This is a genomic window from Bradyrhizobium sp. 2TAF36 (assembly GCF_052114925.1).
Taxonomy (GTDB): Bacteria; Pseudomonadota; Alphaproteobacteria; order Rhizobiales; family Xanthobacteraceae; genus Bradyrhizobium; species Bradyrhizobium barranii.
In genome coordinates this window covers 1-23,845 of sequence record NZ_JBFRFR010000033.1, presented here as the reverse complement: position 1 = coordinate 23,845, position 23,845 = coordinate 1, and the positions used below count along the sequence as shown (strand labels likewise).

Here is a 23,845-nt window from a genome sequence, read left to right as displayed (position 1 = left end):
GTGCATCGGAGGCTATCATGGGTGCCGACTTCTCACGCGTTCGTCTCGACCCGCTGCTCGACTTCGCCGGCGTGGAGCTGAAACAGGGCGCGGTGCTGCTGGACGGCGACGCCAACGAGCTGATGGCGATCCTAGATCGCRGGCTGCGTGCACTCGCCAGCGACATTCTCGACCGCGATACGGTGTCCTCGACGACCCCGGATGCATTCAAGCTCGGCGTTGCCGGCAATACGCTCGAGATCGGCAAGGGGCGGCTCTATGTCGACGGTCTGCTCGCGGAGAACCACGGCCTTGCCGATCCCGACAAGCGCCTGTTCGACGAACTCATGGCCGAGACTGTTTTCACCGACAAGCTGACCTATGAGACCCAGCCCTATCTGCCGGATGCGGTGCGGCCGCCGCTGCCGACGGCCGGTCGCCATCTCGTCTATCTCGACGTCTGGGAGCGCGAGCTGACCTGGCTCGAGCGGCCGGAACTGGTCGAGATCGCCGTCGGCGTCGAGACCAGCTCGCGGCTCCAGACGGCGTGGCAGGTGCGTGTGCTCGACACCGATGCCGGCGCCAACACCAGCTGCGCGACGCCCGACGACGACATGCCGGGTTGGAGCACAGTGATCGCGCCATCGACCGGCGTGCTCACGACAGGCACGTTCGACGCAGCTCCGGTGACCGACCCCTGCGAGCTGCCGCCGACCGGCGGCTTCCGCGGCCTCGAGAACCAGCTCTACCGGGTCGAGATCCACGACCCCGGCCAGCCCGGCGGCACGGCGACCTTCAAATGGTCGCGCGAAAATGCCAGCGTCGGCTCGCGCGTCGCCAGCATGATCTCGGCGACCGAACTCGAGCTCGACAGCCTCGGGCGCGACGACGTGCTGCGTTTCAACACCGGCGACTGGGTCGAGATCATCGACGACGCCAGGGAGCTCTCGCAGAAGGCCGGCGAGATGCGCCGCATCACCGTCACCGAGGCGACCCGCCGCATCAGCTTCACACCGGCACTGCCGGCCCTGATGCTGCCGCCGGGATTCCCCAACAGCGATTGGCCGAAGCAGACCAATTTGCGGGTGCGCCGCTGGGATCAGAAGGGAAAGGTGTTCCGGACCGATGCCAGCGGCACGCCGGTGCAGATCGGCGATCTCGATGCCGCCGGATCGACCGGCGTGATCAAGGTGCCCGCCGCGGGCACGACAGTCCTGCTCGAGGACGGCGTCACCGTGAGCTTCGATTCGACCGGGGCTGCGGGCTGTCGTGCCGGCGACTGGTGGGCCTTCGCCGCGCGCACGGCGGATGCCAGCGTCGAGTTGCTCGACCGCGCTCCGCCGCGCGGCATCCATCACCATTATGCACGGCTCGGCATCTGGGACGTCGACGCCAAGAGCGTCACCGACTGCCGCCACCCGTGGCCGCCGAAAGGCGAAGGCCACGACTGTGCCTGCACGGCCTGCGTCACCGTCGAGCAGCACGAGAGCGGCAGCTTCACCATTCAGGACGCCGTCAACAAGGTGCGCGAGACCGGCGGCACCATCTGCCTCGGCCCCGGCCGCTACGTGCTCAAAGAGGCCGTGGCGATCAACCAGGCGAAATCGGTCCGCATCGCCGGCAAGGGCCCGGCGACGCTGCTGGTGGCGCCGACCGGCGCCTTCGCCATCCAGGACTCTTTTGCGATCGCAATCGAGGACCTCGCGATCCTTTCGCTCGCACGCGATCCCACCATCGACGTCTCGACCTGCATCGGCCTCGGCCTGACCCGTCTCGCCATCGCGGCACTCGGCACCGAGAATGCACAGCTCCCCGCGGTGGTGCTGCGCGGTGTGGTTGGCGGTGCGAAGCTCGCCGAGAACGCGATCTTCGCGCCGGTTGGGATTGCGGGCGGCGCGCTCAAAGGCGTGGAGAACGGTGCCGGCTTCCTGCTGACGGCCGCGGTGACCATCGAGGAGAACGTCCTCTTGTGCCAGCGCGGCGCGATCGCCTTCGCCGACGAGGTGCTGCATCTGCTCGCCACGCGGATCGCGCACAACGAGATCATCGGCTGCACCGACACTGCTATCGCCGCGCAGGGCCTTGCGCTTCCCGGCGCCGCGCTGGCGATCGACGGCAACAGTTGTAACGTCACGGCCAACGGCATCGCCTGCGCCGCGGCGGGGCTGTGGATCGAGCGCAACCAGCTGCGCAACTGGTCGCCCGGCGATCACGTCGGCATCGGGCTGATCCCCGGGCTCGACCGCCGCAGCACCGCCACCGCGCATATCCTCGCCAACCAGATCCACGGCTTCGGCACGGCCGGGATCAAGGTGATTGCCGGAGCACAGGACCTGATCATCAAGCTCAACGCGATCGACGCCTGCGGCGCCGGGATCATGCTCGGCGGCGCGACCGACGCCGCAGCCGTCTCGATCGAGAACAACCGCATCCGCAACATCGAACCGGTCTCCGAGAGCGAGAACGGCACCGTGGTCGGCATCGAGGTGATACGCGCCGACAGCGCGACGATTGCGGGCAATCTGGTTCGCGCGATCGGCCTGACGGCGGTCAAGTCGGCACTGCGCGCCGGCGTCGTCACCTTCGGCGTCAACCGCCCGCGCGTGAGCGGCAACGAGATCGTCGAGGTCGCGCCCGCCAAGGGGTTTGTCGGCACCAGCGCCGGCATCATGCTGCGCGCGCCGCAGACCCAGATCGAGGTCAATCACAACAGCGTGCAGCGCGACCTCACGCCGGGCGTGGACAATTCGGACGGCAACTGGTTCGCGCTCACCACGGCGGAGGTCAATCCGAAGGTGCCGTTCGGACAGGCCGGCGACAAGGTCGCGATCCGGCTCGGCGACGGGCGGATCCTCGCGCTTGGCGCCGACTATGCGTTCGTCAGGGCAAGCCTTGCCGCCAACGACACCGAGGGCGCGCGCGCCGGCATCATCGGCAACATGCTGTCCGCGCGCGGGCCAGCCCCCGCCGTTCTGATCGTGGCCGGCCAGGAATGCCTGTTCAACGACAACCGGGTGGAATCCGGCAGCAGAAGCGTCGCCGTTTCGCTGGAGAGCGCGGTCGCCATCATCAGCACGAACCGGGTGCGCGGCGGCGAAAACTCGATCCGCCTCACCGGCGCGCGGGCAGTGACCGTGATCGGCAACATCACGACCAGCAACATCATCATCCCCGGCGGCATTGCAAACACGCCGTGGGCGCCACTCAACGTGATCGGCTAATCCGCGGAGATTTCGATGCGCACCTTCATCGTTGGAGACGAGACGAAACTCAAGGCTGTCAGCGAGAAGCTGCTGCATGCCAATCTGAGCCAGGTTCGCAGCGAGGCTGCGCTGAAAGCCTTGCAGGAGGCCAATCCGCATGCCGATCTGAACAGACTCGCGCGCGGCACCGTGCTGTTCGTGCCGGATACGCCGGGCTTCAAGGTCAGCACCACAAGCTCCGCCACCGAGGGTCCGCTCGCAGCCTTGCACGAACTCCTGGATGAGGCGCTCGGCCTCGCGCTCGAGGAGACCGCAGCCGGCAGCAACGCGCGGCTCGCGGATCAGGAGCAGACCGTCAAGGCCTTCGACGACGGCGCGGTGAAGAAAGCGATCGGCGACCCCAATGTGGGCGGCCAGATCCGCGAAAGCGTCAATGCCGTCAGGAAAGGCTTCGAGGCCGATCGCGAGCTTGCAGCGCGCGCGGAAAAGAACATCACCGAGGTCGGCAAGGCCGCGATCGCAAAGCTCAACGAGCTCGGCAAGCTGCTTGGATGACCTGCTGGCGTGCGGCCCTCCGGAGCCGTCATACCGCGCAGTAGCGCTCCTGGATGTCCTTGTCCGCCAGCAGCGCCGCGGCGCTGCTTTGATGCACGACCTCGCCCTGGTCGATGATCACCGCGCGGTCGGCGAGCCGCAGGGCCCATTCGACGTTCTGCTCGACCAGCAGCAGTGTCTTGCCCTCGTCGCGCAGGCGGCGGAACAGCACGCCCATCTCCTCGACCAGGACGGGCATGATGCCTTCCGAGGGCTCGTCGAGCAGGATCATCTTGGGCCTTGCGATCAGCGCGCGGGCGATCGCGAGCATCTGTTGCTCGCCGCCCGAAAGCGTGACACCGTCCTGATCGAGGCGTTCCTTCAGGCGCGGAAAGGTTTCGGCGATCTCGTCGATCGCGGCGCGCTCCTCGATCTCGCTTCCGGCCGCGACCAGGCCGAGGCGGAGATTTTCGCGCACGGAGAGCCCGGGAACGATGCGGCGTTCCTCGGGCACATAGGCCAAACCGAGATGGAAGCGCTGATGAGCGCGGAGCGGCAGCAGCTCCCTGCCCGCAAAGCGCACGCGGCCGGTCGCCTTCGGCATCAGACCCATCATCGCCCGCAGCGTCGTGGTCTTGCCGGCGCCGTTGCGGCCGACGAGAGCGACCACCTCGCCCTCCTTCACGTGCAGGGAAATGCCATGCAGGATATGGCTTGCGCCATACCATGCGTGGAGATCATCGATTTCGAGCAGCGCGGTCTCAGCCATAGCCTTCACTCTGTCCGAGGTAAACCCGTCGGACTTCCGGGTTGCTCCTGATCTCGTCGGGCGCGCCGTCCGCCAGCAGACGGCCGTGATGCAGCACCACGACACGCTTGGACAGGCCGAGCACCATCTTCATCTTGTGCTCGACCAGCAGCACCGTGCGCTTCTCCGCGAGCCGTTCGAGCAGCGCGACCATGTCCTTGGTCTCTTCCGGCCCCATGCCGGCGGTGGGCTCGTCGAGCAGGAGCAGCTCGGGCTCGGAGACCAGCGCTATCGCGATCTCCAGCGCACGCTGCTGGCCATGCGAGAGGAATTTTGCCAATTCAGCGCGTTTGCCGAGCAGTCCGACCGCCTCAAGCGCCGCATCGGCGCGCGCGTTCAGCTCCGTCAGCCGGGCGCGGTTGCGCCAGATGTCGTAGCTCACGGTCAGCGCCTGGGCTGCCACGCGCACATTCTCGTGCACGGACAAGTCCGGAAAGATGTTCGTGATCTGGTAGGAGCGCGAGATGCCCTGATGCACGAAGCGGTGCTGCGGCAGGCCGTTCAGCTCGCGTCCCCTGAAGTGCAGCGTGCCCGACGTCGGGGCCAGCGCGCCGGAGAGGATGTTGAAGAAGGTGCTCTTGCCAGCGCCGTTCGGTCCGATGATCGAGGTCAGCTGTCCTGCCGCAAAGGACACGGTAATGTCTTCGAGCGCGACGAAGCCGCCAAAACGCTTGCCGACCCCCTCGACGCGAAGCAGTTCGCCGCTCATGGCCGCGCCTTTCCGATGCCGAGCGTGTCGAGCAGCGTTCCCCAGATCCCCTTGGGCAGGAACAGCACGAACAGCACGAAGATCGCGCCGACGAAAATCTGCCAATGCGGCGTCCAAAGTGAGATGACATCCTCCAGGATCAGGAAGCTCGCAGCCCCGACGAAGGGCCCGAAGAAGCTGCGCGCGCCGCCGAGCAGCACCATCATCACGATCATGCCCGATGTCTGGTAGTGCAAAAGGTCGAGCGGTACGATCGACAGGTGCAGCGCCAGCATGCAGCCGCCAAGCGAGGAGATCGCGCCCGACAGCATGAACACGATCAGCTTGCTGCGCTCGACGTCATAGCCGCACGCCCGCGCCCGCTGCTCGTTTTCGCGGATGGCCTCGATGACGGCGCCGAACGGCGAGTTCAGGATCCGCGACTGGAACCACATCGCGAGCGCCGCGAAGGCCATCAGAACGTAGTATTTGTTGACGGGGTCGAGGAAATTGACGGGGAAGCCGAACAGGCTGATGCGGTCGACGGTGAAGCCGCGCAGGCCGTTCTCGCCGCCCGTGAAGGACGAGGCCTGCAGCGCGACGTAATAGACGAGCTGGGCCAGCGCCAGCGTCACCATGGAGAAATAGATGCCGCGGGTGCGCGTCGAGACGATGCCAATTGCGGCGGCAAGGCCGGTGCTCAGGAGGACGGCGATCGGCACCGCGGCGAACCAGGGCACGCCATAGCGGCCAATCGCAATGCCGGTGAAGTAGGCGCCCGCGCCGAAGAACGCCGCCTGCCCGAACGACAGCAGCCCGGTGTAGCCGAACAGCAGATTGTAGCCCATCACCACGACGCCGTAGATCAGGACGTTGACGGCCAGCGCCTGCGACGGCAGCAGCCAGGGCAGCACGGCCAGCACCGCAATCGACAGCAGCACGCGCTGCTTGAGAAGCCAACTAAGCCCGCTGGACGAGGGCTTGGCGACCGCTCCGCCGCTCGATGGTGACGTCACGCGGTCCTCCCTCTCACGCCGAACAGGCCTTGCGGGCGGATCAGCAGCACAATCGCCATCAGCGCGAACATGACGATGGTCGCCATTTCAGGGGCGAACAGCGCCACCAGGCTGATGGAGATGCCGACCATGAGGCCGGCGACGACCGCGCCGACGATCGAGCCGAGCCCGCCGATCACGGTCACGACGAAGGCCTCCGCCAGTACCAGCGAGCCCATCTCCGGATTGACGCTGCGCATGGGCCCCGCGAGCACACCGCCCAGCGCGGCAAGTCCGACGCCAAGGCCAAAAATCGCGAGCCAGACCCGGCCGATATCGACGCCGAGCACCTGCATGATGGTGGGATCGCGGGCGCCCGCGCGCACAATGAGGCCGATGCGGGTCTTCTCCAGCGTCAGCCAGAGCACCAGCAGCACCACCGCCACCAGTGCGATGACGAACAGGCGGTAGCGCGGGAAGAAGCCGATGCCGAGATCGAGCACGCCGACGAGCTGCGGCGGGGTCGGAAACGGAATGCCGTCGCTGCCGAACACGATGCGCACGCCCTCGACCAGGATGTAGCTGAGGCCGAAGGTGAGCAGCAGCGGATCGTCGATCGAGCGTCCATAGAGCCTGCGGATCAGGACGAGCTCGATCAGCATGCCGAACGCGCCGATCAAAATGGGAGCGAGCAGCAATCCCCACCAGAAGCTTCCGGTGAGCGATGCCAGATACAGCCCCGCATAGGCCCCGATCATGAACAGCGCGCCATGGGCGAAATTGACCACCCCGAGCATGCCGAATACGATCGTCAGTCCAAGCGCAGTGATCACCAGGACCGCCCCAAGGGCGATCCCGGAAAGAAGCTGCATGATGATCAGCGACAGGTCCATCTGCTATGGCTTAGGTCGCGTGGCCGAGCTCGCTGCAGCTGCGCAGCATATCGTCGGAACCCGAATCGTTGGCGAGAATCGCAAACAAATCGTTGTCGTTCGCCATCGCGGACTTCTTCTTGGACTCCAGCACCAGCACCGACTGCACCGACTGGTGGTCGCATTTGCGGTAGTGCTGCGGGCCCTTGGTCAGGTCGTATTGCAACTTCTCGAGGGCATCGATGACCTTGTCGGCGTCGGTGCCTCCGGCGACCTGCATGGCTGCCAGCAGCGAACCGACGCCGGAATAGCCGTAGGCGCCGTAATCGGTCGGGATCGCACCGCCATTGGCAGCTTTGAACGCCGCGTTGAAAGCGGCCGCCGATTTGCTCTGCGACTCCAGGCCCCAATAATAGTTGGCCCCGCCGACCACGCCCTCAAACACGTCGGGGCCGACAGCGAGGCGCTGGTTGTGCAGGATGACGGGTACGACGATCTTCATCTGCTGCTTGACACCGAAATCCACCGCCTGCTTGATCGCGTTTGCCTGGTCCCGGCCGAAATTGGAGATGCAGAGCACGTCCGGCCGCATCGACATCAGGCGCGGCATGAAGGTGGAATAGTCGGCCGCTCCGAATGGGTGCAGGATCTCGCCGACATTGTCCGCGCCGATCGCTGCCTGCGCGCGCTTGAAGCCGCGCAGCATCTCATGGCCATACGCATAGTCGGCCACGAGATGGGCGACCTTCATGCCCTTCTTCAGGGTCTGCCGCGCCACCGCAGCGGTCGTCATGTGCGGGTTCAGCGCCTCGTGGAACGTATACTTACTGAAATCCTTGGCCTCGTTGATCGTGTCGGACTGGCTGATCGACACGTAGATCACGCCGCGGGCGCGGGTGACCTCGTTGACGGCGAGCTGCACCGCGCTGGAAAGCGCGCCCACCACGGCGTGGACCTTGTCCTTCTCGATCAGCTCCAGCGTCCGGGTCGCGGCCTCGCCGGCATTGAGCTTGTCGTCACGCACCAAGAGCTCGACCTTGCGGCCGCCGATGCCGCCCTTGTCGTTGACGAGCTTGACGGCAAGCTCGGCGCATTTGACCTGATCGCGCGCCTCAGCGGCGAACGGACCGGTCAGCGGCGTCGGGAAGCCGATGCGAATCGTCTCGTCCGCGGCGCGGCCGAGCCGCGGCATGGCGAGCAGGGCGGCGCCGGCGGAGAGGCCAGCGAGCGCGGTGCGGCGGGATATTGTCGAGGTCGAACCGGATTTGGGCATGATTTCCTCCAACTGACTTTTTTTTAGAAGCGTTTCAGGGCTTTCAGGACTTTTATGGGCGTGATCGGGATCGAATTGATCGTCGCGCCGAACGGCGCGAGCGCGTCGTTGACGGCGTTGAGAACGCAGGCGGATGCCGCCGCCGTGCCGGCCTCGCCAACTCCCTTGGCTCCGAGCACGGTGTCGGCGGTCGGCGTCTCGACATGGCCGATGACGATGTCTGGCATCTCCATCGGCATCGGAACGAGGTAGTCGGCGAGCGAGCCGTTCATGAGCTGACCAGTCTCGCTGTAGCGGCATTCCTCGAACAGCGCCGCACCCAGCCCCTGCACGATGCCGCCGCGAAGCTGCTCGTCCACCAGCATCGGATTGATGACGCGGCCGCAATCCTCGACGATGAAGTGCTTCAGCACTTTGACGAAGCCGGTCTCGACATCGACCTCCAGCGAACAGCCCTGGATGCCGTTGGTGAAGGCGAACGGATAGCCCTGCGGAGCAAAGTGATGACTGACGGTGAGCTGCGCCTGTGTGCCGGGCGGCAAGGTGTCGGAGCGGAAATAGGCGATCCGCGCGATCTCGGAGATAGGCAACCGCTTGTTCCGGGTCACGGCGTCGACGACCTCGCCATCGATGATGTCGAGTGCCGAGGGCTGCTCCTGAAGAATGAGCGCGGCAATCTCCAGAATATTGCGCTTGAGCACGCGCGTGGCCTGCAGCGCGGTCTCGCCGCCGATGCCGGCGCCACGGCAGGCCCAGGTGGCGCCGCCATGCGGCGTCACCTCGGTATCTCCTGTGATGACCTTGACGTGTTCCTGCGCAAGGCCGAGCTGATCGGCCACGATCTGGCTAATGATCGCCTCGGTGCCCTGCCCCTGCTCGGTGACCGAGATCAGGCAGCGGACCTCGCCCGACGGCGTCAGGCTGAGGATCGCGCCGTCCTGCGACGAGATGCGCGCGCCGCCGACGCCGTAGAAGGCCGGGCTGGGATTGGTGATCTCGACGAAGGCCGCAATGCCGATGCCGCGATAGACGCCGCGCTTGCGCAAGTCGGCCTGCTCGGCGCGCAACCCCTCATAACCCATCATCTCGTGCAGGCGCTTCAGGCAGGCCTGATGCGACAGCGCCTCGAAGCGATAGCCGGTCGGCGAGGTCTGCGGATAGGCATCGTCAGCGATGACGTTCTGCGCGCGGATGGCGAAGGGATCGAGGCCAACCTTGGCCGCCGCCATGTCCACCAGCCGCTCGGTGACGGCACAGGCGATGGGATGACCGACGGCGCGATACTGGCTAGTCTGCACCTTGTTCTGGAAGATCACCTCCAGTGTGGCGCGATAGTTCTTGAAGCGATAGGGCGCGCCGATCAGGCGGATCACCTGGTTGCCCTCGACCACGCTGGTGCGCGGATAGGTCGAGAACGCCCCGATCGCGGTCAGGTCCAGCACGTCCATCGCCAGGATCTCGCCGTTGGGATCGAGCGCCATGCGGGCCCGGACGCGATGATCGCGGGCGTGGATGTCGGAGACGAAGGACTCGATGCGGTCGGCGACGTATTTGACGGGACGGCCGAGCAGGATCGACAGGCCGACCACCGCCATGTCCTCGTGATAGACATGCAGCTTCATCCCGAAGGAGCCGCCGATGTCGGTCGCGATGACGCGGACGCGGGCCTCGGGGATGCCGTAGTGGCGCGAATAGAGATCCTGGAACTGGTAAGGCGTCTGCGTCGCGTGATGCACGGTGAGTGCGCCGGCGGCGGGATCGTAGTCCGCAACGATGGCGCGCGGCTCCAGCGTCACCGCGGTGTGGCGGCCGAAGGAGAACTCTTCTTCCACCACATGCGCGGCATGCGCAAAGGCGTCGTCAACGGCGCCATTGTCGAGATGGGCCCGGAAACAGGTGTTATTGACACTGCCGGGATTGATCAGCGGGCCACCAGCCTCTCGTGCACTGTCGATATCGACGACGACAGGGAGGTCCTCGTAATCGATCTCGATCAGCTCCAGCGCATCTTCCGCAATCGCGCGGCTCTCGGCGACGACGGCCACCACGGCCTGCCCGGCCCAGACCACGCGGTCGAGCGGCAATGGCAATTGCGGAGCCGACGCCATGCCCTTGAAGTGGTCGAGCGTGCCGGTCCAGGGCGTGCAGATCTTTGCGAGGTCCTCGCCGGTGGCAACGAGATGCACCCCTTCGAGCGCGCGGGCCTCGTCGGTGTTGATGGCGACGATCTTCGCATGCGCATGCGGACTGCGCAGGAAGGCGGCGTGGAGCATGCGCGGCAGGCGAAGGTCGCTGACATAGCGACCGCGGCCGGCGAGCAGCCGCTTGGCGTTCGGGCGCGGCACGGAGCGGCCGATATAGGAATTCGGGCGGTCGAGCGAGGTCAGCGGCGCGCTCATGTCGCGCCTCCATTTTCATTGCGCGCTTTCGCCACCGCGTCGATGGCGTCCACGATCGCCTCATAGCCGGTGCAGCGGCAGTAATTGCCCGACAGCGCATCGCGAATTTCGTCGCGGCTGGGCAGCGCGATCTGCGAGAGCAACTCGTGCGCATTGACCAGCATGCCCGGCGTGCAGAAGCCGCATTGCAGCGCGTTGCGGCGATGGAATTCGGCCTGGAGATCGGCGATCACGCCGCTCTCGGTAAGACCTTCGATGGTATTGATCTTGGCGCCATCGGCCTGCACTGCAAAGATCAGGCAGGAGTGCACAGCGCGGCCGTCGAGCTGCACCAGGCAGGCGCCGCAGGCCCCCATCTCGCAGCCCGCATGCGTGCCGGTCAGTTCGAGCGCGTTGCGCAGGCAATCGACCAGCGTCTCGCGCGGCGCCACCTCGCAGGCGACCTTGCGGCCATTGACGACGAAGCGGACCTGCACGGTCTCGTCGGGGTCGTCCAAAATGGTTTCGTCAAAACCGCTCATGCGCCCTCACCCAGACGTCCGAGCAGGCGGCCGAGCAGCACGCGGGCGAGATGCAGCCGCATCGCCGGCGGCACCTCGTCGCTGTCGGGCGGCGCGAGATCGCTTTCGAGCGCCGCTTGTGCGGCGGCGATACGTTCGGGATCCAGGTTCGAGCCGATCAGGGTTGCCTCAGCGCCCTTCACCCGCGTCGGTGTATTGCCGACCGAGAAGAAGGAAATGCGGATGTCGTCGATGCGTTCGGCTGTGAAAGTCGCAAGCATGCCGCACCCGACCAGAGCATAGTCCCCGCGCCGGCGCGCCAGCTCGTCGAACGCAAAACGCTGATCGGCCTTGAACAACGGAACGTAGATCGCGGTGATCAGCTCACCGGGCCGCAATGCGGTCTCGAACAGTTCGACGAAGAAGTCGTCGGCTTTCACACGCCGGCTGCCGGAAGGGCCGGCGATCTCGATCTCGGCATCGAGCGCCAGGGTCATCGCCGGGAATTCGGAGGCAGGATCGGCGAGCGCGACGCTGCCGCCAATGGTGCCGCGGTTACGGATCGCGGGATGGGCGACAAAAGGCGCAGCAGCATGCAGCAGCGGCGCGAATTCGGCGATCAGCGGCTCGCTCAGCATCTCGCAATGGCGCGTCAGCGCGCCGATGCGCAAGTAACCGCCTTCGCGCCTGACGCCGCGCAGCTCTTCGATGTGGGTGATGTCGATCAGCAACCGTGGCGCTTGCAGCCGCAGCGACAACGCCGGCACGAGGCTCTGGCCCCCGGCAATGAAGCGCGCGTCATCGCCGGCGCGGGCATGAGCATCCAGCGCCTGGTCGATCGTCGCAGCACGAAAATAGCTGAAAGCCCTCGCCTTCACCGCCGTTTCCTCGAGATCCGTCGGCTCATCAGCCGGGATGCCAGATTTGTAACCATCTGGTCTCAAAATCCTGACACGCCCTCAAAGACCGGTCAACAGGAAATGACCATTTGGTCACAAATGCACCTTTAGGCTAAGAAGGCAGCCGGAGATTGCTAAACAGCGACGAAATGGCCCGAAAAGCGCAGAAGCCAGCGAAACGACCGGTCCGGAAGCGGACGGACACAGGCAGCAAGTCCGCGCCAAAGCGCCGCAACATGCGTGCGGCCGACCGCGAGCGTGCGATCGTGGACGAGGCGATCCGCTTCTTCGCCGAGCATGGCTTCGAGGGCCAGACCCGCGAACTCGCCAAACGCATGGGCATCACGCATTCGGCGATCTATCGCCACTTCCCGAGCAAGGAGGCGCTGATCGAGCGGGTCTACCAGGAGGTCTATCTCAGCCGCTGGTCGCCCGACTGGGGGGCGATGATCCGCGACCGCTCGCTGTCGCTGGAGGCGCGGCTGACGCGCTTCTACCTCGATTATGTCGAGCGCGTGTTCGAGTACAATTGGGTGCGGATCTTCGTCTTCTCCGGCATGAAGTCGTTCGGCATCACCGGCCGTTATCTCGACATTGTCCGCCGCGAGATCATCGAGCCCGCGGCGGCCGAGCTGCGCCACGATCTGAAGCTGCCCGACGCGAAATCCCATCCGCTCAGCGAACGCGAGACCGAGCTGTTCTGGGGCCTGCACGGCCGCATCTTCTATCTCGCCATCCGCAAGTTCATCTACGAGACGCCGATCCCGCCCGATCTCGACGCGATCGTCCGCGACGCCGTCCAGACTTTCATGGACGGCGCGAAGATGACAATGCCGAAGCTGCTGGTGAGCGGCTAGTTACTTCGCAAGGCTTGGCAGATCGAGGCCCTTGTCGCGGGCGCAGTCAATCGCGGTCTCATAGCCCGCGTCTGCATGGCGCATCACGCCGCTGGCGGGATCGTTCCAGAGCACGCGCTCGATCCGCTTGGCCGCTTCCGGCGTGCCGTCGGCGACGATCACCATGCCGGCATGCTGCGAATAGCCGATGCCGACGCCGCCGCCATGGTGCAGCGAGACCCAGGTCGCGCCGCTGGCGCAATTGAGCAGCGCGTTGAGCAAAGGCCAGTCGGACACCGCATCCGATCCGTCCTTCATCGCCTCGGTCTCGCGGTTGGGGCTCGCCACCGAGCCGCTGTCGAGATGATCGCGGCCGATCACAATCGGCGCCTTCAATTCGCCACGTGCCACCATCTCGTTGAAGGCTAGGCCCAGGCGATCTCGATCGCCGAGGCCGACCCAGCAGATCCGCGCCGGCAGGCCCTGGAACTTGATGCGCTCCTTGGCCATGTCGAGCCAGTTGTGCAGATGCTTGTCGTCAGGCATCAGCTCCTTGACCTTGGCGTCGGTCTTGAAGATGTCCTCGGGATCGCCCGACAGCGCAGCCCAGCGGAACGGCCCGACGCCGCGGCAGAAAAGAGGGCGGATATAGGCGGGCACGAAGCCCGGGAAATCGAAGGCGTTCTTCAGGCCCATGTCCTGTGCCATCTGGCGGATGTTGTTGCCGTAGTCGAGCGTCGGAATGCCCTGCGCATGGAAATCCAGCATGGCCTGGACGTGCTCGACCATCGACGTCTTCGACGCACGCTCCACCGCCTTCGGATCGGCGGCGCGCTTGGTTTCCCAATCGGCGAGCGTCCAGCCCTTTGGCAAGTAGCCGTTGATCGGATCATGCGCGCTGGTCTGGTCGGTGACGATGTCGGGCTTGACGCCGCGGCGCACCAGCTCGGGGAAAATCTCCGCGGCATTGCCGAGCATACCGACCGATATTGCCTTCCTGGTCCTCGCCGCCTCTTCCATGATCGCCAGCGCCTCGTCGAGCGTCGCGGCCTGCCGATCGAGATAGCCGGTGCGCAATCGCATCTCGATGCGGCTCGGCTGGCATTCGACCGCGAGCATCGAGGCGCCCGCCATGGTCGCGGCCAGCGGTTGCGCGCCGCCCATGCCGCCGAGGCCGGCGGTGAGAATCCATCTTCCCGCGAGGCTGCCGCCATAGTGGCGCCGGCCGACCTCGACGAAGGTCTCGTAGGTGCCCTGCACGATGCCCTGGCTGCCGATATAGATCCAGGAGCCTGCGGTCATCTGGCCGTACATCATCAGGCCCTTGCGATCGAGCTCGTTGAAATGATCGAGCGTCGCCCAATGCGGCACGATGTTGGAGTTCGCAATCAGGACGCGCGGGGCATCGGCATGGGTACGGAAGACGCCGACCGGCTTGCCGGACTGGACCAGCAGCGTCTCGTCATTCTCGAGCTTGCGCAAGGCCGCCGTGATGCGGTCAAAGCTCTCCCAGTCGCGCGCGGCGCGGCCAATGCCGCCATAGACGACGAGCTCGCTCGGACGCTCCGCGACATCAGGATCGAGATTGTTCATCAGCATGCGCAGCGGCGCTTCCGTCAGCCAGCTCTTGGCGCTGATGTCGCTGCCGCGGGGGGCGCGGATGGTGCGGTCATTGTCCAGTCGGCGGTTCATGCGGAGCACCTCTTTAGTCAAGTCTCGGGAACGGATCGGTTGGAAGCGCCGCGATCGCCACGGCCGGTAGCACATCGGCTTCGATCAGCGCAGCCGCCCTGGCGAGATCGCCGGCCATGTAGCGGTCGGCGCCGAGCGCGGGCACATGCTCGCGAAGCGCAGCGATGACGGCAACGAGTGGGGCGCTGGTCGCATGCGGCGCGCGCAGCGTGATGCCTTGTGCGGCGACCAGGAGCTCGATGCCGAGGATGGCGGCGAGATTGTCGGCCATATCCGAGAGGCGACGCGCGGCGTGCGCGGCCATCGAAACATGGTCTTCCTGGTTGGCGCTGGTCGGTGTCGAGTCGATCGAGCAGGCAGCCGCACGCTGCTTGTTCTCGGCGTAGAGTGCGGCAGCCGTGACCTCGGCGATCATGAAGCCGGAATTGATGCCGGGGTCCGGCGTCAGGAACGGCGGCAGACCGAAATTGAGCGCGGGATCGACCAGCGTCGCGATACGCCGCTCGCTGATCGCACCGATTTCCGACAGCCCCAGCGCGATCGTATCGGCGGCAAAGGCGACCGGCTCGGCGTGGAAATTGCCGCCGGAGACGATCTCGCCGGTCTCGACCAGGACGAGCGGATTGTCGGTGACGGCATTGGCTTCGACGATCAGCGTGCGCGCGGCCTGCGTGATCAGGTCGAGCGCAGCGCCCGCGACCTGCGGCTGGCACCGCAGGCAATAGGGATCCTGCACGCGCTCGTCACCCTCGAGATGCGACAATCTGATATCGCTGCCGTCGAGCAACGCGGTCAACGTCGCGGCGGCAGCGATCTGTCCGGCGTGACCGCGCAACGCCTGAATCTCGAGGCGGAACGGCGCCGTCGAGGCCATTGCGGCATCGACTGACAGCGCGCCGGTGACAAGCGCGGCGCGAGCCAGGCGAAACGCGCGCAGCACGCCGGAGATAGCGTAGGCGGTCGAGAACTGCGTGCCATTGATCAGCGCGAGTCCCTCCTTGGGACCCAGCGTCAGCGGCGCGAGACCGGCGACGGCGAGTGCCTCACGGCCGGAGACAGTCTTGCCATCGACGATCGCCTGCCCCTCGCCGATCATCACCGCCGTCATGTGTGCGAGCGGCGCAAGATCGCCGGAGGCGCCGACCGAGCCTTGCTGCGGCACCAGCGGATAGACGTCCTGCGCCAGCATGGCCTGCAACTGCTCGATCACCTCGCGACGCACGCCGGAGGCACCGCGGCCGAGCGAGACGATCTTCAGCGCCATCATCAACCGTACGATCGGCTCCGGCGTGGCCGGGCCGACGCCGCAGCAATGCGAGACGATGAGATTGCGCTGGAGCAGCGCGGTCTGGTCGGGCGGAATGCGCTTCGAGGCCAGTTTTCCAAAACCGGTATTGATGCCGTAGACCGGCGCGGCGGCGTGTGCTGCCTTTGCGACGATCTCCGCCGCCGCCTCGACGCGCGGCCAGAATGACGGGTCGAGTACGACGGATTGTCCCTTGAGCACGCGCGCGAGATCGTCGAGGCTGACCGTTCCCGGCTTGACGACGATCGCTGCGCCCTGTTCCGTCACTGTCCCCTCCACACCCGGCGATGCAGCGGATTGAAGCCGATGCGGTAGACGAGCTCGGCGGGCCGCTCGATGTCCCAGATCGCGAGATCGCACCACTTCCCTGCTTCCAGCGTGCCGGTCTCATTGAGCACGCCGAGCGCACGCGCGCCTTCACGGGTGACACCAGCGAGGCATTCGGCCACCGTCATCCGGAACAGCGTCGCGCCCATGTTCATCGTGAGCAGCAGCGATGTCAGCGGCGAGCTGCCGGGATTGCAGTCGGTCGCGAGCGCCATGTGGACGCCGTGCCTGCGGAACGCTTCGATCGGCGGTTTCTGCGTCTCGCGGATGAAATAGAAGGCGCCGGGCAGCAGCACGGCGACAGTTCCGGCCTTCGCCATTGCGGCGGCGCCGGCCTCGTCGGTGTGCTCGAGATGATCGGCGGAGAGCGCCGAGAATTTTGCGGCAAGTGCTGCGCCGCCGAGGTTCGACAGCTGGTCGGCATGGAGCTTGACCGGCAGCCCAAGCCCCCTCGCCGTCTCGAACACCCGCGCGGTCTGCTCGGCCGAGAACGCGATACCTTCCATGAAGGCATCGACGGCATCGGCAAGACCGGCCTTTGCGACCGCCGGCAGCATCTCATGACACACGAGATCGATATAGCGATCCTTGTCACCGCCGGCCTCCACGGGCAGCGCATGCGCCCCGAGCAAGGATGTGCGGATCGCAACCGGCCGCTGACGGCCGAGGATGCGCGCCGCTGAGAGCTGTCGCATCTCGGTATCGATATCGAGGCCGTAACCGGACTTGATCTCGATGGTGGTGACGCCCTCGCCGATCAGCGCATCGAGCCGCGGCATCGCGCTCGCAACGAGCTCGGCCTCGCTCGCCTTGCGTGTCGCGGCGACTGTCGAGACAATGCCGCCGCCGGCGCGCGCGATTTCCTCGTAGCTTGCGCCTTTCAGGCGCAGCTCGAATTCATGCGCGCGGTTGCCGCCGTAGACGAGATGGGTATGGCAGTCGACGAGGCCGGGCGTGATCCAACGCCCCTCGCAATCGATCCGCTTGATCGCGTCGGCGTCAACAGGAAAATCCGCCGCTGCACCCGCATAAACGATATGGCCGCCGCGCGCGGCGATCACGCCATGCTCGATCTCGCCGAGATCGGGACGGTCGGCCCGCATCGTGGCGAGCCGGGCGTTGTGCCAGATCCGGTCGAAGCGCTCTGCCATGCAATGGTCCCTTCGTGGGATGCTTGACTTATATGTCTAGACATATAATCGTGGGGCGGTTCTGTCCAGCCGGCGTGTAATCATGACCCGACTGCATTTCGCCTCCGCGCTCCTGCCTTCGGGCTGGGCCAATGACGTGCAGATGGTGATCACCGCCGGCGCGATCGCCGAGGTGACGCCGGGCGTAGCGCCGGCCGCCGGCGACGAGCGTCATGGAATTGCGCTTCCGGGGTTGGCGAGCCTGCACAGCCACGCATTCCAGCGCGGCATGGCGGGGCTGGCCGAACTGCGCGGCGATAGCACCGATACGTTCTGGACCTGGCGCGACACGATGTATCGTTTTGCGCTGGCGATGACGCCGCACGACGTCGCCGCCGTTGCGACGCTGCTGTATGTCGAGATGCTCGAACAGGGCTTTACCCGCGTCGGCGAATTCCACTACCTCCACCACAATCGCGACGGCTCTCCTTATGCCGACCTCGCGGAGATGGCTGCCCGCATTGCACAGGCCGCCGAAGCTTCCGGCATTGCGCTGACGCTGCTGCCGAGTTTTTATGCGCACGGCTCCTTCGGTGGCGCCGCACCGCATGCCGGACAACGCCGCTTCATCTGCTCGGTCGATCAGTTCGCCGCGCTGATGGCAGCGTCACGCAAGGCGATCAGCAGATTGCCGGGCGCCAATATCGGCATCGCACCGCACAGCCTGCGCGCGGTGACGCCGGACGAACTCGCGGCGATCATTCCGCTCGCGGATGGCGGGCCGGTGCATATCCATGCCGCCGAACAGGTGAAGGAAGTCGAGGATTGCCTCGCCTGGTCGGGACGACGGCCGGTGCAATGGCTGCTGGAGCACGCGCCGGTCGATCAACGCTGGTGTCTCATCCACGCGACCCACACGACGGATGCGGAAGTGACCGCATTCGCCAGGACTGGCGCGGTGGCGGGTCTCTGCCCCATCACCGAGGCCAGTCTCGGCGACGGCATCTTTCCGGCGCGCGAATTCGTCGATGCCGGCGGTGCGTTCGGTGTGGGCACCGACTCCAACGTGCTGGTCGGCGCAGCCGACGAACTGCGCCAGCTCGAATATGGCCAGCGTCTGAAGCATCGCGAGCGCAACGTGCTCTCCGGCGGTGCAGGCCGCTCGACGGGACGTACGCTGTTCGATCATGCGCTCGCGGGCGGTGCGCGCGCGCTGGCACAAGCGACGGTTGGCCTCGGGCCCGGCGCACGCGCCGACATCGTCACGCTCGACACCGCACATCCATCGCTCGCGGGACGTTTGCGCGACGCCGCCATCGACGGTTGGATTTTTGCCGGAGGGACCGGCGCGATCGATTGCGTCTGGGCCGGCGGCCACAAGGTCGTCGAAGGCGGACGACACAGACTGCGACAGACCGCGCGCGAACGCTTCAACGCGGCAGTGCGGAGGCTCGTCGCATGAGCCTGGCCACCGATGCCGCCGACCAGCCGACGCTCTACAAGCGCATCCGCGCCGATATCGAGAAGCGCATCCTGACCGGCGAGTGGCCGCCCGGGCATCGTATCCCGTTCGAGCACGAATTGGTCGCACGTTACGGCTGCTCGCGCATGACGGTGAACAAGGCGCTGTCGGAGCTCGCGCAAGCAGATCTGATCGAACGGCGGCGGCGCGCCGGCTCCTTCGTACGCCGGCCACAGCATCTGTCCGCGGTGCTGAAAATCGCAGACATTCGCGCCGAGATCACCGCGCTTGGCCGCGGCTACGGCTACGAGCTGATYGGGCGCAAGCTGCGCGCGGCGACCGCCGCCGACCGCGAGCGTCTTGGCGTCAAGAAGGCCGGAAAAGTGGTTGCGATCACCTGCCGGCACAGCGCCGACAAGGTGCCGTTTGCCGTCGAGGACCGACTGATCGATCTGTCCTCCGTACCGGATGCAGCGACCGCGGATTTCTCGCGCGAGCCGCCCGGCTCGTGGCTGCTTCATCATGTCCCATGGACGGAAGCCGAGCATACGATCAGCGCCATCGTTGCGGACGATCGCACGGCGGAGGCGCTCGACATCGCCGTCGGCGCGCCTTGCCTCGTGATCGACCGCTATACCTGGCGCAGCGCGCGCACCATCACCGCAGTGCGCCTGCTCTATCCCGGTGACTCTCACCGCCTTGTCGCCCGATTCAAGGGAGGCTGAGAGAACGATGTCGGCACAAATCGTGCAACGCTTCGGGCAACGGTCCATCAGGACCGAATGATCAACAGGGACGTCAATCCATCGATCGGCAAGAGGACGACAATCATGCGTAGTTCGACAATTTTTGCGACAATCATTGCCCTCGCGGCCACCACTCCCGTGCTCGCCGACGACGTCAAGGTCGGCATTGGCATCTCCGGATGGACCGGCTTCGCGCCGCTCACGCTGGCGAAGGAGGCTGGGATCTTCAAGAAAAATGGTCTTGACGTGACGATCAAGAAGATCCCGCAGAAGGACCGCCACCTCGCGATCGCCTCCGGCGACGTCCAGTGCGCGGCCACGACCGTCGAGACCTGGATCTCGTGGAACGCCAATGGCGTTGCGACCAAGCAGATCTTCCAGCTCGACAAGAGCTACGGCGCCGACGGCATGGCCGTGCGCAACGATCTCGCATCGATCAAGGACCTCAAGGGCAAGACCGTCGCGGCTTCCGCGCCCGGCACCTCGCCCTATTTCGCGCTGGCCTGGATGCTGAAGAAGAACGGGCTCTCGGTGAAGGACGTCACCGTCGTGAACCTCGAGCCGGCTGCGGCCGCGCAGGCCTTCGTCGCCGGCCAGAACGACGCCGCAATGACCTACGAGCCGTATCTGTCGACGGTTCGGGCCGCGCCCGACAAGGGCAAGATCATCGCGACCACGCTCGACTATCCGATGGTCATGGACACCTTTGGCTGCACGCCGAAGTTCCTCACCGAGAACCCGAAGGCTGCCAAGGCGCTCGCCGACAGCTATTTCGAGGCGCTCGACATGATCGCCAAGGACCAGGCCAAGGCCTATGAGATCATGGGTGCCGACGTGAAGCAGACCGGCGAGGCGTTCGGCAATTCGGCAAAATATCTGCGCTGGCAGGACAAGGCCGCGAACCAGAAGTTCTTTGCCGGCGATTTCCTGACCTTCAACAAGGACGCCGCCGACCTCCTGCTCGAGATCGGCATCATCAAGGCCGCGCCGAAGGTCGAGGACCTCTTCGACGCGAGCTACATCAAGTAAACCCTTGAGGAGCTGCCGGCCCCGTCTCGCGGCGGGGCCGGAAACTCGTTCACCGCCCGGATAGATCGTTGATGCGTCCCCTGGATCCCGTGACATCGAAGCAGCGCGTGGCTTACGGCCTCGCGTTCTTCGTGCTGTTCGTCGCCCTCTGGTCGTGGGCAACGCTCGGCGGCCATGTGTCGAAGACCTTTCTCGCCAACCCGCTGACCATGATGCAGGAAGGCTATGACCTGCTCGCCAAGCAAGGCTTCCTGTTCGACATCGGCATGACGATCTGGCGCGTCGTCGGCGGCTTCGCGCTCGCTGCGATCATCGCGGTTCCGCTCGGCGTGCTGATGGGCGCCTACAAGCCGGTTGAAGCGTTCCTCGAACCGTTCGTCTCCTTTGCTCGCTATTTGCCTGCCTCGGCCTTTATCCCGCTTTTGATCCTGTGGGCCGGCATCGGCGAATTGCAAAAGCTGCTCGTCATCTTCATCGGCTCGGTGTTCCAGATCATCCTGATGATCGCCGTAACCGTGGGCACCACGCGGCGCGATCTGGTCGAGGCGGCCTATACGCTGGGGGCCAGCGACCGCGGCATCATCCGGCGCGTGCTGCTGCCCTCCTCCGCGCCCGAGATCGCGGAAATCCTGCGGCTGGTGCTGGGCTGGGCCTGGACCTACGTCATCGTCGCCGAGCTGATCGGTTCGTCCTCGGGCATCGGCCACATGATCACCGACAGCCAGGCGCTGCTCAACACCGGCCAGATCATCTTCGGCATCATCGTGATCGGACTGATCGGTCTCCTCTCGGACTTCATGTTCAAGGCGTTCAACGCCTGGCTGTTTCCGTGGAGGCTCGCATGACCACGCTGAAGATCGAACAGGTCTCCCGAACCTTCCCCGCGCGCCACGGCAATGCGCCGACCAGGGCGCTGGAGCCGACTGACCTCACGATCGGCAACAACGACTTCGTCACCATCCTCGGCCCCTCCGGCTGCGGCAAGTCCACGCTGCTTCGCATCGTCGCCGGTCTCGACCGGCCGACCAGCGGGCGCGTCACGCTCGACGGGCGCGAGGTGACCGGCCCCGGCGCCGATCGCGGCATGGTGTTCCAGTCCTACACGCTGTTTCCCTGGCTGAGCGTGCGCGAGAACATCGCCTTCGGCCTGCGCGAGCGCGGCGTGCCCGAGGCGGAGCGCAACAAGATCGCCGATGCCTTCATCCGCCAGGTCGGGCTGTCCGGCTTCGAGAACCACTGGCCGAAGCAGCTCTCCGGCGGCATGCAGCAGCGCACCGCGATCGCCCGCGCGCTCGCCAACGATCCAAAGATCCTGCTGCTCGACGAGCCCTTCGGCGCGCTCGACAACCAGACCCGCGCCTTGATGCAGGAAATGCTGCTCGGGATCTGGGAGCGCGACCAGAAGACCGTGCTGTTCGTCACCCACGACATCGAGGAAGCCATCTTCCTCGGCAGCCGCGTCATCGTGATGAGCGCGCGCCCCGGCCGCATCAAGGCCGAGATCAATGTGGACCTGCCGCATCCGCGCTCCTACAAGATCAAGACCACGCCCGAATTCGTCCAGCTGAAGGAACGGCTGGTCGAGGAGATCCGCACCGAGGCGCTGAAGGTTGCCGAACATGCCTGACACCAAGCCGCGTGCCGATGGGCAACGCGTTCTCGCCGATCTCAATGCGCTCCGTGCCATCGGCGTCTACAAGACCGGCGTGCACAAGCCGACCTTCTCCGAGCCGCACAAGAAGTCGCTCGACTGGCTGGTGCAGAAGCTGCCCGACGCCGGCCTTACCGCCGCGATCGACGGCATCGGCAATGTGTTCGGCAGCAGCGCGAAGCAGGGGCCGAAGCTGCTGGCGGGCTCGCACCTGGAGAGCCAGAACTACGCCGGCTGGCTCGATGGCCCTCTCGGCGTCGTCTATGCGCTCGAAGCGGCCCGCGTGCTCAATGCCGACCCGTCCGTGAAGGGTGCGGTCGAAGTTGCCGCCTGGTGCGACGAGGAAGGACACTTTGGGCATTTCCTCGGCTCCCGCTCCTATGTCGGACAGGTGACCGAGGCCGACATCGATGCCGCCCGCGACCGCACCAGCGGCCGCACCATGCGCGACGCACTCGCCGACATGGGGCTCTCGGGCCGCGCACGCGTCGCTGCCGAGCCGGGACGCCACGTCGGATATCTGGAGGCGCATATCGAGCAGGGCGACACGCTCGAAAGCGGCAAGCTTTCGATCGGCGTGGTGACCTCCATCGTCGGCATCTGGCAGTACCAGATCAATTTCGTCGGCGAGCAGAACCATGCCGGCACCACCCGCATGGCGGCGCGGAAAGACGCCGGCCTCGCGCTGGCCAAGTTCTGCGTCGCGATCGACGAGCGGTTCCCGGGCGCCTGTGGCCCGCGCACGGTCTGGACCACCGGCCGCATGACGCTCGATCCCGGCGCGCCGAGCATCATTCCGGGCAAGGCCGAATTGCTGTTCCAGATCCGCGACGACGATCCGGCTGTGATCTCGCGGCTGGAGCAATTGCTGCGGACCATGGCTGACGAGGCCAGCGCGAAGGGCCCTTGCGCCGTCACCGTGGAGAAGCTGCGCACCGGTGCTCCCGCCATGATGAATCCCGGCATTCAGGACGCAATCGAGGCCGCGAGCAAGGCCCTGGCCGGTGGACGGTCCGTCCGCATGCCCAGCGGCGCCGGCCACGACGCGCAGTTGCTTGCGACCGTCATGCCCGCAGGCATGCTGTTCGTGCCGTCGATCGGCGGCATCAGCCACCACTGGACCGAGAACACCGCCGACGCCGACATCGTCACGGGCGCGCAGGTCTTCGTCGACGCCTGCCGGCGGCTCCTCGGTGGTTAGAACGACGTGCCGCCGCATCTGAACTCCTGGACGATGTCGTACTTGCCCTTCGTGATCGGCACGGCATAGCCGAAGCGCAGCGTTCAACCACACCCGCCTCTGGAATGCTGGGGTCGTCCGCCTTCGCGGGCGATGACAGCGCGTGTTGCAGACACACCTTCGCGCTCTCGCGGCGCATCTCGCCCGAGCTTTGCTTCGTCGTTCCACCCTCGAAGCCAAGAGGGCGCAGGGAAGGCCGGGTGCTGACCTCGCACCCGCGGTCCGCTGCGCGAAAGGTAGCGCAAGGAAACCGCACAGCAGCATACAGGTGGTGCC

General features: G+C 65.9%; 20 protein-coding genes. 9 read left to right on the top strand and 11 right to left on the bottom strand.

The genetic code is table 11. The features are described from left to right. The first annotated feature begins 17 nt into the window (after positions 1-17). Positions 18-3,200: a DUF6519 domain-containing protein gene (locus AB4Z51_RS20240; protein ID WP_441497822.1), complete on the top strand. Its 3,183-nt coding sequence runs from the start codon at positions 18-20 to the stop codon at positions 3,198-3,200. Between the two features lie 15 nt (positions 3,201-3,215). Continuing rightward, entirely contained in the window at positions 3,216-3,737 is a 522-nt protein-coding gene (locus AB4Z51_RS20235; protein ID WP_354177883.1) for a hypothetical protein, read from the top strand. Positions 3,738-3,765: 28 nt separating this feature from the next. Here AB4Z51_RS20235 and AB4Z51_RS20230 read toward each other — a convergent pair whose 3' ends face one another. From AB4Z51_RS20230 to AB4Z51_RS20195, 8 genes are read right to left on the bottom strand one after another with little or no spacing between them, the layout of a single operon-like run. Further along, the gene (locus AB4Z51_RS20230; protein ID WP_135216076.1) at positions 3,766-4,485 is read right to left on the bottom strand and encodes an ABC transporter ATP-binding protein; all 720 of its coding nucleotides are present in this window, start codon (positions 4,483-4,485) and stop codon (positions 3,766-3,768) included. After that, positions 4,478-5,233 carry an ABC transporter ATP-binding protein gene (locus tag AB4Z51_RS20225; protein WP_135216077.1) on the bottom strand — a complete coding sequence of 252 codons (756 nt, stop codon included), beginning with the start codon at positions 5,231-5,233 and terminating at the stop codon, positions 4,478-4,480. Before AB4Z51_RS20225 ends, AB4Z51_RS20230 begins: the two co-directional genes overlap by 8 nt. Next, complete coding sequence (locus AB4Z51_RS20220; protein WP_135216078.1) at positions 5,230-6,228, bottom strand: branched-chain amino acid ABC transporter permease; 999 nt, start codon at positions 6,226-6,228, stop codon at positions 5,230-5,232. The genes AB4Z51_RS20225 and AB4Z51_RS20220 overlap by 4 nt, the downstream gene beginning before the upstream one ends. Then, the gene (locus tag AB4Z51_RS20215; protein ID WP_028152185.1) at positions 6,225-7,100 is read right to left on the bottom strand and encodes a branched-chain amino acid ABC transporter permease; all 876 of its coding nucleotides are present in this window, start codon (positions 7,098-7,100) and stop codon (positions 6,225-6,227) included. Before AB4Z51_RS20215 ends, AB4Z51_RS20220 begins: the two co-directional genes overlap by 4 nt. A gap of 10 nt (positions 7,101-7,110) precedes the next feature. Beyond that, complete coding sequence (locus AB4Z51_RS20210) at positions 7,111-8,352, bottom strand: ABC transporter substrate-binding protein (RefSeq protein WP_441497821.1); 1,242 nt, start codon at positions 8,350-8,352, stop codon at positions 7,111-7,113. Positions 8,353-8,375: 23 nt separating this feature from the next. Continuing rightward, a complete protein-coding gene (locus AB4Z51_RS20205) occupies positions 8,376-10,751 on the bottom strand; it encodes a xanthine dehydrogenase family protein molybdopterin-binding subunit (RefSeq protein ID WP_441497820.1) in 2,376 nt (791 codons plus the stop codon). Beyond that, positions 10,748-11,272: a (2Fe-2S)-binding protein gene (locus AB4Z51_RS20200; protein WP_135216081.1), complete on the bottom strand. Its 525-nt coding sequence runs from the start codon at positions 11,270-11,272 to the stop codon at positions 10,748-10,750. Before AB4Z51_RS20200 ends, AB4Z51_RS20205 begins: the two co-directional genes overlap by 4 nt. After that, positions 11,269-12,129 carry an FAD binding domain-containing protein gene (locus AB4Z51_RS20195; RefSeq protein WP_135216082.1) on the bottom strand — a complete coding sequence of 287 codons (861 nt, stop codon included), beginning with the start codon at positions 12,127-12,129 and terminating at the stop codon, positions 11,269-11,271. The genes AB4Z51_RS20200 and AB4Z51_RS20195 overlap by 4 nt, the downstream gene beginning before the upstream one ends. Positions 12,130-12,386: 257 nt before the next feature. Between AB4Z51_RS20195 and AB4Z51_RS20190 the strand changes: the two genes are divergently transcribed. Beyond that, positions 12,387-13,007: a TetR/AcrR family transcriptional regulator gene (locus tag AB4Z51_RS20190; RefSeq protein ID WP_167768217.1), complete on the top strand. Its 621-nt coding sequence runs from the start codon at positions 12,387-12,389 to the stop codon at positions 13,005-13,007. Here the strand turns inward: AB4Z51_RS20190 and hutU are convergent, their stop codons facing one another. The 3 genes from hutU to hutI are packed head-to-tail and all read right to left on the bottom strand — an operon-like array spanning position 13,008 to position 17,462. Further along, positions 13,008-14,678 (bottom strand): urocanate hydratase, encoded by a 1,671-nt coding sequence (gene hutU, locus AB4Z51_RS20185; RefSeq protein ID WP_135216084.1) that lies wholly within the window; start codon positions 14,676-14,678, stop codon positions 13,008-13,010. Between the two features lie 13 nt (positions 14,679-14,691). After that, positions 14,692-16,251 (bottom strand): histidine ammonia-lyase, encoded by a 1,560-nt coding sequence (gene hutH / locus AB4Z51_RS20180; protein WP_135216085.1) that lies wholly within the window; start codon positions 16,249-16,251, stop codon positions 14,692-14,694. Beyond that, positions 16,248-17,462: an imidazolonepropionase gene (hutI, locus tag AB4Z51_RS20175; protein WP_135216086.1), complete on the bottom strand. Its 1,215-nt coding sequence runs from the start codon at positions 17,460-17,462 to the stop codon at positions 16,248-16,250. The genes hutH and hutI overlap by 4 nt, the downstream gene beginning before the upstream one ends. A gap of 82 nt (positions 17,463-17,544) precedes the next feature. On the opposite strand from hutI, the gene AB4Z51_RS20170 reads away from it, so the two are divergent. From AB4Z51_RS20170 to AB4Z51_RS20145, 6 genes are all read left to right on the top strand, one after another. Next, positions 17,545-18,903: a formimidoylglutamate deiminase gene (locus tag AB4Z51_RS20170; protein ID WP_441497819.1), complete on the top strand. Its 1,359-nt coding sequence runs from the start codon at positions 17,545-17,547 to the stop codon at positions 18,901-18,903. Next, positions 18,900-19,628: a histidine utilization repressor gene (gene hutC, locus AB4Z51_RS20165; RefSeq protein ID WP_014493578.1), complete on the top strand. Its 729-nt coding sequence runs from the start codon at positions 18,900-18,902 to the stop codon at positions 19,626-19,628. Before AB4Z51_RS20170 ends, hutC begins: the two co-directional genes overlap by 4 nt. Positions 19,629-19,733: 105 nt before the next feature. Next, on the top strand, positions 19,734-20,678 hold the full coding sequence (locus AB4Z51_RS20160; protein WP_135216088.1) for an ABC transporter substrate-binding protein: 945 nt from the start codon (positions 19,734-19,736) through the stop codon (positions 20,676-20,678). Between the two features lie 71 nt (positions 20,679-20,749). After that, positions 20,750-21,523 (top strand): ABC transporter permease, encoded by a 774-nt coding sequence (locus AB4Z51_RS20155; protein WP_028156759.1) that lies wholly within the window; start codon positions 20,750-20,752, stop codon positions 21,521-21,523. Next, positions 21,520-22,305, top strand: coding sequence for an ABC transporter ATP-binding protein (locus tag AB4Z51_RS20150; protein WP_063981932.1), 786 nt, complete (start codon positions 21,520-21,522; stop codon positions 22,303-22,305). Before AB4Z51_RS20155 ends, AB4Z51_RS20150 begins: the two co-directional genes overlap by 4 nt. Continuing rightward, on the top strand, positions 22,298-23,530 hold the full coding sequence (locus tag AB4Z51_RS20145; protein ID WP_063981931.1) for a Zn-dependent hydrolase: 1,233 nt from the start codon (positions 22,298-22,300) through the stop codon (positions 23,528-23,530). The genes AB4Z51_RS20150 and AB4Z51_RS20145 overlap by 8 nt, the downstream gene beginning before the upstream one ends. The last annotated feature ends 315 nt before the right edge of the window (positions 23,531-23,845 follow it).